Source organism: Microbulbifer regidiadema (SeqCode), assembly GCF_052467605.1.
In genome coordinates, this window is sequence record NZ_CP174316.1 from 1314163 (window position 1) to 1328762 (window position 14600).

Consider the following 14600-nt stretch of genomic DNA (forward strand, 5'->3'; position numbering starts at 1 on the left):
TTACTCCGCCTTTCCAAAGATACAATTATTTTAGTCCCAAAGGCTGAAGTATTTTTTCCATCTGCTTAAAGGAAAGGCGACACAGTAAAGAAGGGAACAATCTTTCCAACCACCACAGCAACTTAAGTTTTGCTGGCACAACAATGATTTCTTTGTTCTTTGCTATTTGAAACAAAGCCTTTTCTGCAAAAGCATCAGCAGATATTGGCCCAAGGGGCTCGAACATTTCTGCCTGCTCTTGAGGAGGAATGGGGGTTGGCATCCGCCCATTGACGCCACCTCCCTGCAAAATCGGCGTTGATACTGTCCCAGGGCACAAAACACTCACTCGAACACCACAGGACTCAGCTTCAGGGCGAATAGCCTTTGATATTGCCACTACAGCACTCTTGGAGGCTGAGTAGGCAGCCATTGCTGGCGACGGAACTAAAGCCGCCATCGAGGCCGTATTGATAATATGGCCAAAGCCCTGGCACTTCATGACCTGGAAACCACATTGGAGCCCATGAATAACGCCAAACAAATTGATATCAATCGCCACTTTCCAATCTTCAAGATTATGATCGGAAAAATATCCACCCACCCCTACACCAGCATTGTTAAAAAGGAAATCTAACGGAGATATTTCACTAATAATCTGAAAAAATTGATCAAAGTTGCGAACATCCAGGTAAGCAAACGATACTCTCCCACCGAATTCCTGTATTTGGCTGACAACCTGCGCAGCGAGGTCCCGCTGGATATCCGCGATAATGACTTGAGCCCCAAGTGCTGCCAGACGATAGGCCAAGGCTGCACCGATTCCAGAAACACCACCGGCAATCAGTGCCGTCTTACCACTAAAGTAAGATGCCTGATCCATAAGCGCTTTCCCTTCCTTACTTTTACCGTTTCTACCCCAAATATTCTTTTAAAATCAGTAACTATAATTCGCCAACCCACTTCGCCTTGCGCATTATTTTTTGCCTACCCTAGGGAGCCTCTGAATAATTCCGTAATACCTCTGCGGGTCTTGAAGGCTGCAACGCAGCAGCTGTGGCCTTCAAGGCCCGCCCTTCGGGGCTTGCAGAGCGATTCACACTCCGCGTTGCAACTTCTTGAAAGGTCTAGACATTCCTGCGAAGTCGCGCCTTGATTGTGAACCGCTCTGCATGCCAGAGGCATCACGGAATTATTCAGAGGCTCCCTAGTTTCTGCTATCATCGCGCCCGCAAAACCTAAGGGGTGGCCTTGCCTGAGATGTCTGGAGACCAAATTGGTCTATCGCGACAAACCCTTGAACCTGATCCGGTTAATACCGGCGTAGGAATAGGTAGACACCACAAAACCTCCCCACGTCGCACTCCGGGTCTCTTTCATCGCCGTTATTCGAGAGAGAACCATGAAGAAACAGTTTCCCACCCACCCTATTGCCTGGTCTGTCAGCCTCGCCAGTAGCCTGTTCGCCGGTATCGCCACGGCCAATACCGCAAACACAGGGCTGGAAGAAGTCGTCGTTACGGCACAGTTGCGGGAAACCAGCCTTTTGGAGCTGCCTTCCAGTGTTACCGTTCTGGATCAAAGCGCGATCGACGCGCGGGGCGCTGCCAATCTGGACCAACTTTTGAACATGGCGCCCAATGTGAACTTTTCTTCCGGCGCCTCTAGAGGACGGTTCGTACAGATTCGCGGTATCGGTGAACGCAGCCAGTTTATCGATCCAGTAAACCCCTCGGTTGGCCTGATCATCGATGGCATCGACTTTACCGGCCTGGGGCTCGCAGCCAGCACCCTGGATATCGATCAGGTAGAAATCCTGCGCGGCCCACAGGGCACAGTGTACGGCGCCAATGCTCTGGCCGGTCTGATCAATATGACCAGTGGCGCACCTACCCGCGAATCAACCACCAAGGTATCCGCCGAGGTAAGCGAATACAATGGACAGAGCCTGTCCGCCACTACTGCGGGCTCTTTAAGCGATACCCTTGGCTATCGACTTGCAGCCAGCAAACGCAAGTCCGATGGCTATACGGAGAATGAGTATCTCGATCGCGATAACACCAACAATATTGATGAGTCCGTGCTGCGCGGTAAGCTGGCTTACTCCCCCTCCGAGGATGTAAAGCTGGGCGTTACCCTCTTCTATATCGACGTTGACAACGGCTACGATGCATTCTCCCTGTATAACACCCGCGAAACCCTGTCGGACCAACCCGGCTGGGATCGCCAGGAGACCTTTGCCGGCGCACTGACTGCCCAGTGGTCAGGTAGTGAGAGCGTTATCCTGGAGGGCACCCTCAGTCTCGCCGATTCAGATACTGAATACGGTTTCGATGAGGATTGGACCTATGTCGGCTTCCACCCCTGGGAATACAGCTCCACCGACAATTACCTGCGCGATAAGGACAATATCAGCATTGACCTGCGCGCACTCTCTACCGACGAGTCCAAGCTATTCTGGGATCGCAGTCACTGGGTTGTGGGCCTCTATGGGCGCAAGGAGCGCGAGGAACTGAACCGCAACCAGAGCTTCCGCAGCGACTTTGATACTGAAAATTCTGCAATCTACGGCCAGCTCTCAACGGAGATTATCTCAAGCATCAATTTGATCACCGGCCTGAGACTGGAAAGGCGGGAAGCCGACTACTCTGACTCCTACAACATCGAAACGGACAATGGAGAAAACCTGTGGGGCGGCAATATCTCCCTGCAATACCATTACGCCGACAACACTCTGCTCTACGCTACCGTTTCCCGAGGCTATAAGGCCGGCGGCGTAAACGGCAGAATCATCTCAGAATCCGCCAGTAACACTGAGATCAGCAGCGATATGTTCGAGTTCGACACCGAACATATGCTCAACTATGAGTTAGGAGTTAAAGGCAGCTGGCTGGATAATCGCCTGCAAGCACAGGTTGCCGCTTTCTACCAGGACCGAGATGACGTCCAGGCCAAGGTTTCTATCTTTAACCCTGCCGACTACTCATTTAGTGACTACCTTGCCAATGCTGCCGGCGGAAGCACAGTGGGTCTCGAAGTAGAATTGAACTACCAGGCCAGCGACGCCCTGCGCTTTTTCGCCTCAGCGGGCTGGCTGAATGCAGAATTTAAAGACTACGAGAGCAGTTCCCATGTCGATGCCCGCGATGACTACGCAGGAACGGTGTTGGCTGCGGTCGATCTGGATGGCCGCGATATCGCTCACGCGCCTAACTATCAGTTCTTCACCGGTGCAGAAATCGATCTGCTTCCCAACCTGATCCTGCGATTGGAGCTGGAGGGCAAAGACGAGTTCTACTTCTCAAATAGCCACGACGAAAAGTCCACCGCCTACGAGCTGGTCAATGCCCGCTTGACCTACCGGGGAGATAACTGGGATGTTTCCCTGTGGGGCAGAAACCTGACTGACGAAGATTACTATGTGCGCGGGTTCTACTTCAGCAACCAATACGGCAATAACCCGGAGAATTACTATGCGCCGGAACCCTACTATCAGTATGGTGAACCCCGAATTGCCGGAGTAACGGGCACCTACACCTTCTAATCACTCAGTGACTTTGGGGCAGCTCTTTGCTGCCCCAGAACTCTCACCAAGAGGGGAATTATGCAGCTCTCTGTCGAAATTAGTATGTATCCGCTAAAAGACGAGTACATCCCAGCCATTCAGGCATTTATCGCGCAGTTAAATAGCCACCCGGGACTCAGGGTAATCACCAATACCATGAGCACTCAGGTATTTGGCGATTACGATCTGCTGATGGACGTGCTCAAGCTGGAAATGCGCAAATCCTACCAACAGTTTGGCCGCGCCATTTTTGTATACAAATTTATCGACGGCGATCTGGCCCCGGGGGAAGTAGATGTTTGAGCAGAATATCAGTAGTGCGATTAGCGCTTCCCTTGCCGCTATGTCTCTCTGGGAGGTAGCCGCAGTCATTTTGGCCCTGGCCTATTTACTCCTGGCCATGAGGGAAAAAATCAGTTGCTGGTATGCCGCCTTTGCCAGCACGGCGATCTATCTGTTTTTGTTTTGGGACGTCAGCCTGTTAATGGAATCCGCATTGCAGGTTTTCTATCTGATTATGGCGGTTTACGGCTGGTGGCAATGGCGAAACCACCGCGACCGGCAAGACAATTTAAAAATCCACCGCTGGAGTGCAAAAACCCACGGGATGGTTATTGGCACCACTCTGGTACTGACATTGCTAATCGGCTACCTGCTGGACCGCAATACCAGTGCCGCCCTCCCCTACCTGGATTCATTCACTACACTGGGGGCGGTCGTCACCACCTATATGGTCACCCGCAAGGTGCTGGAGAACTGGCTCTACTGGATTGTCGTAGACGGGGCCTCAATCTATCTCTATCTGGACAGAGAACTCTACCTCACCGCCGTATTGTTTATGCTGTACCTGGTGCTGGTTGTGATTGGCTTTTTCCAGTGGCTCACCATTTACCAGAAAGAGAAACTAGAGAAAGCGCTGATCTCTACTCCCGCGCCACAAACAAGCGCAGCCATTCAGTGACCGATTGATGAATCAGGCACTGAGCAGCATTATTCCCAACGATTGGCAGCGCTGGAGCAAGGCCCGCCCTACTGTGGTCCGGGCCCTAACCGGGGGGCTGACCAATAGCGCTTTTCTGCTTGAGTCCGCCGGTCAGCAAATGGTGCTGCGGATAAATTCGAGTATCAGCGAGCAGCTCAATCTCGATAGAGCTGCTGAGCAGCAGGCTCTGCACTCGGCCACAGTTTCCGGCAGTTGCGCCCCCTTGATTTACTGCGATCCCCTCTACAAATACTTGGTCACTGGCTTTGTCGAGGGCACGCCCTGGGACAAAAATACTCCCCGCAGCCTGGAGAGAGTTGCCGACTTATTGCGCCGTATACACAGCGCCCCAGCCATTGACGCTCAACTGGATATCAGAGAAAAAATCTCCAGCTACAGGCCATTTATCGATCGGCGAGCCAGTTTTTCCCAACTGCTCGACACACTGCAAGAGAGGCTAGCGCCATTAATTGGCAGGGCCTATCAGTTCAGTGATGGCTATCACCTGTGCCACAACGACCTGAGCGGCGGTAACTTGATTGAGCGCCCCTCGGGCAGGCTGTATGCCATCGACTGGGAATATGCGGCAATGGGCGATAGATTCTATGATCTCGCGGTTCTAGTAGAGGAACACAGCTTGGATCTGGCTGCACAAAATCAATTACTGGAATGCTACCTCAACCGCACGGTGACACCTAAAGACAATCAACGCCTACAGCTGTGGCAATTTATCTACGGCTACCTCTGCGTTCTCTGGCACGGGGTACAGTGGAGCAACCAAACCGCGAGGTCTTCAGAACAGCGGGAATATATTGTGAGAAAGGCCCAACAGTTACTGGATAGTGTATCCGCTCACGGCCTGAAATAAGTGATCCCAGCAGATCCCCCTGCTCAGGCTGCCACTAAAGCAGCAAAGTAGCAGCGAACTCAGTTAAAATAGCGCCCAAGCTAATATAACCACAGAGGTACCCCGGTGATCAGAAAGTTTGTTGCAATCGCACTCACCTTACTCGCAATCAACGTACAGGCCGCAGCAAAGCCTGAGGGATTTAAAACCATCGACGGGCTCTTTGCAGCACTTTCAAACCTGGATCAGCAGGCGATGAGAAATGGCGTTAGCGATGATTTTATTCTCCTTGAGCACGGTGAGGTCTGGGACATTGAAGACCTTATCGCGGTAATGAAACCCTCTAAATTAAAGAGAACCAACTACTTCAGCATTATCAGCTTTGAAGAGAGCGACAACCTGCTGACCATCAACTACTGGACCAAGGCCAGCTTTGAATCCAAAGAGGGCAACAAAGAAGCGGTATGGCTGGAAAGTGCCATTGTTAAGAAAATCGATGGCCAGTGGCTGGTAACTCAACTGCACTCAACCCGACTGCCCGCCGGCAAGTCTCCAGAAAATGTCGAGTTTGAACAGCAAGTACTGTAAAGAACTCCCTATCCGGGCCCTATTCATAGGGCCCGGGTTTCAATAGCAGCCACTAGATTTCCCCCTCCTCACTCGCATGACAGCCAGATTTCAGAGCTTCAAGGTGCTAATATGTGACTCTAAACCACATATTAGTTTCCAATTCTGTAGGGCCACTCTATGAAGCTTAAGGTTTACCTCTCTGGCGAAATCCACTCCGATTGGCGCGCTCAAATCATCGAAGGCTGCCAAAAAGAGGGGATGGATATCGCCTTCTCTTCCGCCGTTACCCACCATGATGCCAGCGATGCCGCCGGAGATGGCCTGGGCGAGGAGCAAAAGGCTTTCTGGCGGGATCACAAGTCCGCCAAAGTCAATGCCATCCGCATCAAGCACCTTATTGAAAATTGCGACCTGGCGGTGATTCGTTTTGGCGAAAAATATAAACAGTGGAACGCCGCCTTTGATGCCGGCTTCTGTGCCGCCCTGGGCAAGTCCTATATCACTCTCCACGATGAGTCACTGGTACACGCACTGAAAGAAGTGGACGGTGCTGCTCAGGCCTGGGCGCAAACACCGGCACAGGTTGTCGACATCCTGAAATACTTAACCACTCAGGCCTAAAGAACAGGTCGAACAATCCGGCAGGCCCCTATTCGGTCGGTGCCTGCCACTAAAAACCGTAATTAAGGACCCCGGCATAGTTCGGTCGGTAGGTTTCCTCGATTTGCGCTTGGTGCAGCAGCTCACCGCCGCGATTAATCGCATAGATTTCCGCACCGCAGTGCTTGCAGAACCCCCTCTCTTGTAAAGCGCCTTCTTTAAAGTGATATTTTTGCAGTGAATTTTCAGGATCACGAATATGGAGCCTGCCTGCCATATCCGTGTGCGCCCCTTGCGCCTCATCTGCCAGGGGGGAATCTACAAGCCGGTTGAAATGAATCGCTCCACAGTGGCAAGTTAATGGATTCATAGCGTTATCTCCCTGGTCGATTAGTACGGGCGGGAGTTTACTATTTACTTTAATTTAACAAAGGGGGTATATTGAAAATATCTTTTAGCTTTAAGGAAACAATCCGTGCGCAGAGAGTACGACAAATACCACTTAATCAATGTATTTTGCAGTGTCGTTGACCACGGGTCTTTAAGCAAAGCCGCCAAGCATTTGGGCCTGTCCACCCCCACGGTCAGCAAGACCCTCGCCCAACTTGAGCAGGCCCTGGGGCAGGTATTACTCAATCGCACCACCCGGGCGATCGCAGTCACTGACGCCGGTAGGATTACCTATCAGAAAGGGCAAAAAATCATCAATTCCTTTACCGAGCTGGAAGACCAGGTTGCAGAGGCGGCAACGCTCACCCGGGGAAAGTTAAAAATTACTTTTCCGGAAACCCTGGGCTTAAAGGTATTCAGCCATATTTGCAATGACTTTCAAAAAACCTTTCCCGACTTTAGCCTGGAGCTTATCTTCAGCCCCTATCATCTAGATTTAATCGAAGATGATATCGATATTGCATTTCGGGTCTGGGAGACACTGCCCGACTGCCAGTTTTACGCACAACCGCTATTCAGTATCCGCCCTATTTTTATCGCCGCACCAGCCTACCTGGAAAAACACGGCTACCCAAATACAATTGCCGAGCTCAGCCAACACAATATCATGCTGACCCGCCTCGACGGCCTGGAAGATGGCTGGTCAATCGATGGGAAGTTCTACCCATTCAGTGGAAATTTAATTTCCAATAAAACATTTCATACCCGCGCTGCGGCATTAAACGGGAATGGCATTGCCAAGCTGCCCTCCTACTTTTGCCAAAGGGATATTAAAAAAGGCCGACTTGTCGAGGTTCTACCGGAACTGGAGCGCAAAGACAAAACTGTCGGCGCCCTGTATAAGGTGAAACGAAAAGACTCCAGGAAAATTGATGTATTTTTAAACTTTGCACAAGAGCGCTTGCAGGAGTACGACTTTAGCCTGTTTGAAGAGTGAGGATATGCCAAGAAAAAACTCTAGACTAATCAGACAAGCAATGTGAAACACTCAGCTGTTTAGCATTCCCCCAAGTGGTACCATCGAACAATAATAAGCGACTTGCCACTTGGGTCGAAAGAGTGAATGCACTGTGGATACACTCCCTCTCCTTTTTTGGTAAAGCCGCACAACAGCCATAAACTGGAGATTGAAGTGACAATCACTAAAGAGGTCGAGCAGGGCCAAGCTGTCTATTCCAAACCCGTACTTTGGCTTTATGACATGTGGGTTCTGGGTATATCAAACCGCTTTATCTGGAAGTGCCCAACCCCTGGAATATTAGAGCACTTCAATCGAAATATATCCTCCAACCACTTGGATGTAGGTGTCGGAACAGGCTATTTTATCGACAATTGCCACTTCCCCTCCAACAAAGTCCGCCTTGCCCTAATGGACCTGAACCAAAACAGCCTGGATATCTCAGCGCAAAGAGTGGCCCGATATAACCCCACCCAGTTCCGCTGCAATGTCCTGGATAAAATCACCTTAGAAGCTGAAAATTTTGATTCAATTTCCTTAAATTACCTATTCCACTGCCTTCCCGGTAAGCTGCCAGATAAGCTGGTCGCGCTGGATAATGTTGCAACTCTGCTATCAGATTCGGGTACCGTATTTGGGTCAACTATCCTGTCCGAGGGAGTGCCGAGAAGTGGGGCAGCCAAGAAATTAATGGCTATCTACAATAAGAAAGGCATATTTTCCAATACTCAGGATTGTGAAGAGGACCTCAATACATTCCTTGCCAGTCGATTTAGGGAGTACAAAATAGAAATTCGTGGATGTGTAGCACTATTCAGCGCGCGGCACAAAATTACTGGATAAAGTGTTTACAGGGCACTAGTGTAGGTGAAATTCTCGTTTAAGTTGGGGCTGAAAAACCTGCTGATATTCGTTATCTTGCCAACTTTAGCAGCAGCTCCAAATTACTGCCTGGGTCTACATTTCAGTGTATTTGAAGATAAGTTCGAATGCCCAGATATTCACAATTCTTTAGACTGTGCACGGTCACTCGAAAGTGAACTGAGTGATCAAATCAAGTATATCAGGCGGATACAACCAGGGCACCTGGCTATAACTCTGAATGGCGGGAGATCGCTGACGTACACAGACGTTCTTCCCGCTAACAATCCCGCAGAACACATAGCCTACTCTGCTATTGATCAAATAACTGATAACCTACTACTGATACATCAACAGTTCTGGGAGGCGCACGCCTATATTTTGCTAGACTTAAGCAACGGTAGTGAGCTTCCTATCGCCGGCTACCCTTTGCTGTCTCCACACGGTGGTTACCTTTTTGTTGCAGAACAAGACCTGGATGCCGGTTTTAATGAAAATGCCTTGCAAGTATACCAGCTATCTGAAAACACCTTGGATCTACTATACGAGCTAAAGCCTGAAAACTGGGGGCCCGATCAAGCTTACTGGACGACAGAAAATACCGTTTCTTTCACAAAAAAGCAGCTTAACCCCAACTACTTTTCAAATAAAAATCAGCCATTTTATATTGAGACTAAAACTGTGCTTTCTATCGCCCCTGACAGCCAAGGTGTAAACATTCAATATTTTGATTAAAATGTCCCCCTTTAATTTATCCAAAGTGTCTTGGAGCTATTTTGACAGCTAACTCAGAACTCTCGGTATTATTTGTTTGCCTGGGCAATATTTGCCGCTCGCCGCTCGCCGAAGCCGTATTCCGCAGCAAGGCTCAGCAGGCGGGCATCCCGGTTTGCGTCGATTCGGCAGGCATTATCAGCTACCATGCGGGCAAACGACCAGACTCACGAACCTTAGCCGTTGGTGAAGAGAAGGGATACTCATTTGAAAATAGCTGCGCCCGCCAAGTCACCAGTGCCGACTTCACAAAGTATGATTATATCTTTGCCATGGACAAAGATAATCTGCAAGCACTGAAATCCCTGCAACCCGCCTCATCACAGGCCCAGCTAAGATTGTTTTTATCCGTATTGCAAGATAGTGATATCGCTGAAGTACCCGACCCCTACTATGGTGGCATAGATGGGTTTCAGCATATTCTCAAGCTTATAGAACAGGCATCGGACGCCTTTATCGAACAGCTTAAAACCCAACAGTAAGTGAAAATCCCCTGCAACGCCTAGCGGGCCTGCGGGGGGAAACGCGCCTCCAAAGCAGGCCTATCCCACATTCCCTTATCTGCCGCAGCTTCATAAGTACTCTGCAAAAAGCTTAACAACATCTCATCTGGTGAACCTGCACTCCTCACAGCCTCATAAGGCAACAAAAACTCCCCCAAATCCTCAGAGTAATAGGCGGGAGCGGGCACAACTTTTGCTGCGGCAAACCCCTGGGGCTCGGGGTAGGCGTATGAATAGAAGCAGGCGCCATCGACACCGCCACCACCGGGCCAAAAACCGGCACTACTCACCTCGTGAGAGTAAGCTTCCCGGGCTACCCAATCGGGAAAGTGTGGAATACCTCCCGGGTGCGGGGGCGCCTCCCGGCCGGAAAAACGGGTAAGTGCCAAATCAAAGCTTCCCCAAAAAAGCTGGATTGGACTGCACTTGCCAACAAAATCGCTGCGAAACTCGGTAAAAACCCGCTGAATCTGTACCAGTGCCTGCCACAGCTGCCCCGCGTATTCAGGATCGTATTCGTAATTATCCTGATCTCGCTCAAAGGGGAGCGCATCTGCCACTTCGGATGGCATAGTGTTGATCTCAACCGGAATGCCCAGCTGCTTGAGTGCCGCCATCACCTCCCAATAGAAATCAGAGACCGTGCGGGACTTCAAAGGCAATACCCACTCTCCCCCATCTGTACTCAAAAGCTTGAGTAGGTGGTGATAGAAATCAAAGCTTATGGAAAAGGATCGCCCACTATGGGGGATAAGCGGCGTATCTATTCCCCTGGCGGTGATATTGAAAGGGACATGCCAAGAGTGATTTATCCAGGGAGTTTGCACCAGGCGAATCTTACCAATAACCTGCATCCACATATGCAGGGTCGCTATGGTATTCACCGATTCAGCGTAGGGTAGTTCTGGCCAATCTTGACTCCCAGAACGATTCTTCGACTTGCTCACCAACTGTGCTCCAACTGCCAATGATTGGCCCAAGAGGCTGGGAATAAAAGTTTCTCGTTAAGATACCTGTAAATATCAAGGCTGACAGCAAGGGTAGCATTTAGGGGATAGGGCTCCAGACAAATGACGGAACGGTCTTCGGAAGTGCCGCCCATATCGGCAACACTTCCAAGGAGGTAGCAGTTAAGACTTCATCACACCGCCAGGCTGTCACCGACAACAATTACTTTGCCGTCACGGCCCCCCGACGCCGCTACTCGAACCGCCTCTTTGATTTCAGTAAGAGGGTATGTGCCATGCACTGAGGTGGACAACTTACCTTCTGCTACTAACTGAGTGATAGTGGTAAAAACTTCTTGCTGCCGCTCGGGGGATGCCGAGCCGAACCATTTGGCCAACCAAAAGCCGCGCACCGTAATATCTTTGAAGATAATCATTCCTGGCGCAATCACACAAGGTTCCCCACTGAGCGCACCATAATTCACTAAAGTGGCGCCATTCGATAGGGCTTCCCCCATACGGGCAGTGGCCATACCGCCAACCGCATCAATCCCCAGCTTAATCTCAGCACCGCCGGTCGCTTCCGCCACCCGTTTACCCAAATGCTCACCATCAAGCAAAACGACATCCGCACCGGCGGCTTTCATCGGCTCAAGCAGAGATTCCCGGCGAACAATATTAACTACTTTTAGCCCGCGCAATTTGGCTAGAGTTGTCAGGTAAGACCCCACACCCGAGTTTGCAGCGTTCTGTATAACCCAATCCCCCTCTTTGAGGTCGACAAACTCGCTCAGCAATAAATAGGCGGTTGGCGGGTTAATCGTCAACATGGAAAGTTGCAATGGGTCTACATTGTTCGGCAGCGGGATCAGTCCCTGTGCATTGGCCACCATATGCGTGGCCCAGGTACCACTACCCACTGGCAGGAGGACCACCTGGCCGATCTCCGGGGCCATCACCTTGGGGCCCAGCTTCACGACCTTAGCCACACCCTCATTTCCCCCGACCGCCGGCAGCGGCGGTAACATCCCATATTCACCGGTCAAGGTAAGGACATCTGAAGGGTTAATTGGGGCTGCCAGCATTTCCAATAACACCTGCCCCTCTTGAAGTTCAGGGGTGTCAAAGGACACCGCCTCAATAACCTCTTGCGGCACTGGTCCACGCTCTTGATATTCCGCCTTTAACATATCGCCATATCCTTTTTCGGTTAATTATGAATAACGCCCCACACAGCACAATATATACCGCTACCACTGGGGCCTGACTTTAATCCGACAGAGGGCAGTCTACGCCTGCCCGCCGATAGATCAAGCCAGTTAAACGATCATATCTGGTCCTATCAAGAGAGCCTCTGAGTAATTCCGCAATACCTCTAACTTGCAGAGCAGTTCTCAGTCAAGGCGCGGCTCTACAGGCAGGAATGCCTAACCCCCTCTAGATATCGCCACGGTTCAGGCGATTAGCCTCAGGTCAACCAGTTATAGATAAAACCGAAAAGCCAGGTGACAGCGGCAATAGCCGCTAGCAGATAGGCAGTAAAAATACACAAGCTGGAATAAACATAAGCGCTTTTGTGCTCCACTCTACCAACCGCAACCTTAAGCGCCGGATTTGTAACGGCCAAAACAGGGTCTGGTGCTGTCACGGAAGCTACAAGCGTGTAATTTTTACCCTTTTTTGTAGTAAATATATGCAGCAGTTTACCGGCCTTTTTTCCCCAGAAACCCGAAGTTGTATCCCCACTGCTACCCGATGCAAGCGTCGCGCCCTCCTCGTAGATTACCCATTCAATCGCCAACGCCTCAGAGTATTTTGTGCAGGTTTCTCTCCTGAGCGGCTTGATACCCAAGCGACTGTTAAGCTCGCTGGAATCCAGTGCCCTTTCCGCTTCCAGTGTTAATTCATGGGGCGCATTTAATTGGGAGCAAAATTTAACTTCATATCTCTTATTTTTCGTCACATCCACAGGGTGCTCAAACACCACCCAGCGATACTTCATATAGGAGATAACTGCATAGATCAATATGAACACAGCGAGAAAAAGCAGAACCAGGGATACTTTTGTCGTTAACAACATGTGTTTTATCCGAACATCCATATGTCTACAAATAAGAAGCCTGTAATCATCCAGCAATCCGAGCATACTTACAGGGAAATATTTACGAAACCTCAGGGGCAACTCCCACTCATAACCACCCCGTAAAGCCCCCAACTCGAACCAGATATGACACTAAGACTCTGCCTGGAACAACCTGTCTCTACAACCCCGCCTACACTATTCTAATTCTTTCAAATAATACCTATCGGAAGATTGCCGTATAGAAAAACGTACCAATTAAGAGTAGAGTCCTGGGGAGCCTCTGATTTAAGCACCTGGATAGCCCAAGGATGTATGACAAAAGAATTACAATTGACCCCCTACCTCCTCAAGAGTGGCCCCTAGCCCACTCATCTCAAGCACTGCCCAAGCCCACCGTGCTTTTTAGCTCACAGGGTTTAGCCCGGAGCAACGCTAGAAATCACCTGCAAACCCGCTCAATAAATCACGACTTCCCCCAACAATAAAACTCGCATTACCGTGCAGGACAGGAGAATAATAATGGGACTCTGCATCGACTCCAGCAATAACACTTTCATCACCCAAGTAAGAGCAGCCCTGCATACGCTTGTCGGTGGCGTGGGTACTGCCCTTACCTATACGCCGGAGAGATATAGAACCGGCAGCCGCTATGTGCTACGGGTTACCGAGGGAGCTGGTATTTTAAATGCGGCCGGTTTAAGGGCGAACAGCACCACCCTGCTGCGCCGATTAATCGCCAGTCGCCACGATACCCGAATTACCGAGCACCACGCCCTCGGCTTTCGCCCCGATCAGTGGTTGATGGATCAAGTGTGGAGTGGCTTCAAGAGCTACCTTCCCCTGGTCAGTTCAGACAAAGGGTTTATGGCCAAAGTGATGAGCAGTGGCTCCAGTGGGCTTGTTATGTGGAACAATAGCTCCCTCCAAACTGCCAATCTACTCAATAACGGCACCGTAGTGATGGGAAATTGCCCAAGCTATATCACGCTCGCCCACGAGTTGGTTCACGCTGATCGCTGCAATCGCGGCCGCTACCTATCCGGCAGTGCCAACTCGACTTTTCTGGCTGATGAACGCCAGGCCCCGACCGGCAGAGCGCTCCATATGCAAGGTGCCCCTCTGACCATGGCCCGCATCGCCAATGGCGGCCTCAATATTGTTTACAACAATATGACGATCCCCAATCGCAACAATCTGATTTCAACTAGAGCCAGCGGCTGGATTTGGGTGGGAGGATCTATGGAGCTGCGCGAAGAAATTGCCACTGTGGGCCTCAGCGATGACCATGGCAACGTCCCCACTGACCCACTGGCCATCAATGAGAATATGATTCGGGCAGAGCATGGCGTAGCGCAGCGGATGAAGTATGGCCAAATCAGAAATCTGAACTAATCCCACCCCCTGGGCCCAACTGCCCAGCCGCAGGTGTCACGGGATCATTCAAAGGCTCCCCAGTTTTCCATATTGCATCCAAGCGCAGC

16 protein-coding genes and 1 riboswitch are annotated in these 14600 nt (G+C 50.5%); of the genes, 11 read left to right on the forward strand and 5 right to left on the reverse strand.

Features of this window, described 5'->3' with window-relative positions:
• Positions 1–25: 25 nt before the first annotated feature.
• A complete protein-coding gene (locus ACJJIF_RS06335; protein ID WP_444931391.1) occupies positions 26–862 on the reverse strand; it encodes an SDR family NAD(P)-dependent oxidoreductase in 837 nt (278 codons plus the stop codon).
• 348 nt (positions 863–1210) lie between these two features.
• Positions 1211–1326, forward strand: a riboswitch (TPP riboswitch).
• Positions 1327–1381: 55 nt separating this feature from the next.
• Between ACJJIF_RS06335 and ACJJIF_RS06340 the strand changes: the two genes are divergently transcribed.
• The 6 genes from ACJJIF_RS06340 (at position 1382) to ACJJIF_RS06365 (ending at position 6564) form a co-directional block, all read left to right on the forward strand.
• The gene (locus tag ACJJIF_RS06340; RefSeq protein WP_444931392.1) at positions 1382–3523 is read left to right on the forward strand and encodes a TonB-dependent receptor; all 2142 of its coding nucleotides are present in this window, start codon (positions 1382–1384) and stop codon (positions 3521–3523) included.
• A gap of 60 nt (positions 3524–3583) precedes the next feature.
• Positions 3584–3847: a hypothetical protein gene (locus tag ACJJIF_RS06345; protein WP_444931393.1), complete on the forward strand. Its 264-nt coding sequence runs from the start codon at positions 3584–3586 to the stop codon at positions 3845–3847.
• Positions 3840–4505 (forward strand): nicotinamide riboside transporter PnuC, encoded by a 666-nt coding sequence (gene pnuC / locus ACJJIF_RS06350; RefSeq protein ID WP_444931394.1) that lies wholly within the window; start codon positions 3840–3842, stop codon positions 4503–4505. The genes ACJJIF_RS06345 and pnuC overlap by 8 nt, the downstream gene beginning before the upstream one ends.
• A gap of 7 nt (positions 4506–4512) precedes the next feature.
• Positions 4513–5394 (forward strand): phosphotransferase, encoded by an 882-nt coding sequence (locus ACJJIF_RS06355; RefSeq protein WP_444931395.1) that lies wholly within the window; start codon positions 4513–4515, stop codon positions 5392–5394.
• Positions 5395–5499: 105 nt separating this feature from the next.
• Positions 5500–5961, forward strand: a complete 462-nt coding sequence (locus tag ACJJIF_RS06360; RefSeq protein WP_444931396.1) for a nuclear transport factor 2 family protein — start codon at positions 5500–5502, stop codon at positions 5959–5961.
• A 159-nt stretch (positions 5962–6120) separates the two neighbouring features.
• Positions 6121–6564, forward strand: a complete 444-nt coding sequence (locus ACJJIF_RS06365; RefSeq protein ID WP_444931397.1) for a YtoQ family protein — start codon at positions 6121–6123, stop codon at positions 6562–6564.
• Between the two features lie 49 nt (positions 6565–6613).
• On the opposite strand, the gene ACJJIF_RS06370 is transcribed toward ACJJIF_RS06365, so the two are convergent.
• The gene (locus tag ACJJIF_RS06370; protein WP_444931398.1) at positions 6614–6913 is read right to left on the reverse strand and encodes a GFA family protein; all 300 of its coding nucleotides are present in this window, start codon (positions 6911–6913) and stop codon (positions 6614–6616) included.
• Positions 6914–7018: 105 nt separating this feature from the next.
• On the opposite strand from ACJJIF_RS06370, the gene ACJJIF_RS06375 reads away from it, so the two are divergent.
• The 4 genes from ACJJIF_RS06375 (at position 7019) to ACJJIF_RS06390 (ending at position 10068) form a co-directional block, all read left to right on the forward strand.
• Positions 7019–7930, forward strand: coding sequence for a LysR family transcriptional regulator (locus tag ACJJIF_RS06375; protein WP_444931399.1), 912 nt, complete (start codon positions 7019–7021; stop codon positions 7928–7930).
• A gap of 195 nt (positions 7931–8125) precedes the next feature.
• On the forward strand, positions 8126–8794 hold the full coding sequence (locus ACJJIF_RS06380) for a class I SAM-dependent methyltransferase (RefSeq protein ID WP_444931400.1): 669 nt from the start codon (positions 8126–8128) through the stop codon (positions 8792–8794).
• A gap of 24 nt (positions 8795–8818) precedes the next feature.
• The gene (locus ACJJIF_RS06385; protein ID WP_444931401.1) at positions 8819–9547 is read left to right on the forward strand and encodes a hypothetical protein; all 729 of its coding nucleotides are present in this window, start codon (positions 8819–8821) and stop codon (positions 9545–9547) included.
• 41 nt (positions 9548–9588) lie between these two features.
• Positions 9589–10068, forward strand: a complete 480-nt coding sequence (locus tag ACJJIF_RS06390; RefSeq protein WP_444931402.1) for a low molecular weight protein-tyrosine-phosphatase — start codon at positions 9589–9591, stop codon at positions 10066–10068.
• Positions 10069–10088: 20 nt separating this feature from the next.
• On the opposite strand, the gene ACJJIF_RS06395 is transcribed toward ACJJIF_RS06390, so the two are convergent.
• The 3 genes from ACJJIF_RS06395 to ACJJIF_RS06405 all read right to left on the reverse strand — a co-directional run bounded on the left by ACJJIF_RS06395 (position 10089) and on the right by ACJJIF_RS06405 (position 13173).
• Positions 10089–11036 (reverse strand): DUF5996 family protein, encoded by a 948-nt coding sequence (locus tag ACJJIF_RS06395; protein WP_444931403.1) that lies wholly within the window; start codon positions 11034–11036, stop codon positions 10089–10091.
• Between the two features lie 194 nt (positions 11037–11230).
• Positions 11231–12226: a zinc-dependent alcohol dehydrogenase family protein gene (locus ACJJIF_RS06400; RefSeq protein ID WP_444931404.1), complete on the reverse strand. Its 996-nt coding sequence runs from the start codon at positions 12224–12226 to the stop codon at positions 11231–11233.
• 278 nt (positions 12227–12504) lie between these two features.
• Entirely contained in the window at positions 12505–13173 is a 669-nt protein-coding gene (locus ACJJIF_RS06405) for a hypothetical protein (RefSeq protein ID WP_444931405.1), read from the reverse strand.
• A gap of 465 nt (positions 13174–13638) precedes the next feature.
• On the opposite strand from ACJJIF_RS06405, the gene ACJJIF_RS06410 reads away from it, so the two are divergent.
• Positions 13639–14511 carry a M91 family zinc metallopeptidase gene (locus ACJJIF_RS06410; RefSeq protein WP_444931406.1) on the forward strand — a complete coding sequence of 291 codons (873 nt, stop codon included), beginning with the start codon at positions 13639–13641 and terminating at the stop codon, positions 14509–14511.
• Positions 14512–14600: the final 89 nt, after the last annotated feature.

What these genes read in the sequence shown, in the direction of transcription:
- ACJJIF_RS06345 (WP_444931393.1), top strand. Translation starts at nt 3,584, where the DNA reads ATGCAGCTCTCTGTCGAAATTAGTATGTATCCGCTAAAAGACGAGTAC.
- ACJJIF_RS06410 (WP_444931406.1), top strand. Translation starts at nt 13,639, where the DNA reads ATGGGACTCTGCATCGACTCCAGCAATAACACTTTCATCACCCAAGTA.
- ACJJIF_RS06370 (WP_444931398.1), bottom strand. Translation starts at nt 6,913, where the DNA reads ATGAATCCATTAACTTGCCACTGTGGAGCGATTCATTTCAACCGGCTT.
- ACJJIF_RS06355 (WP_444931395.1), top strand. Translation starts at nt 4,513, where the DNA reads ATGAATCAGGCACTGAGCAGCATTATTCCCAACGATTGGCAGCGCTGG.
- ACJJIF_RS06400 (WP_444931404.1), bottom strand. Translation starts at nt 12,226, where the DNA reads ATGTTAAAGGCGGAATATCAAGAGCGTGGACCAGTGCCGCAAGAGGTT.
- ACJJIF_RS06335 (WP_444931391.1), bottom strand. Translation starts at nt 862, where the DNA reads ATGGATCAGGCATCTTACTTTAGTGGTAAGACGGCACTGATTGCCGGT.
- pnuC (WP_444931394.1), top strand. Translation starts at nt 3,840, where the DNA reads ATGTTTGAGCAGAATATCAGTAGTGCGATTAGCGCTTCCCTTGCCGCT.
- ACJJIF_RS06340 (WP_444931392.1), top strand. Translation starts at nt 1,382, where the DNA reads ATGAAGAAACAGTTTCCCACCCACCCTATTGCCTGGTCTGTCAGCCTC.
- ACJJIF_RS06365 (WP_444931397.1), top strand. Translation starts at nt 6,121, where the DNA reads ATGAAGCTTAAGGTTTACCTCTCTGGCGAAATCCACTCCGATTGGCGC.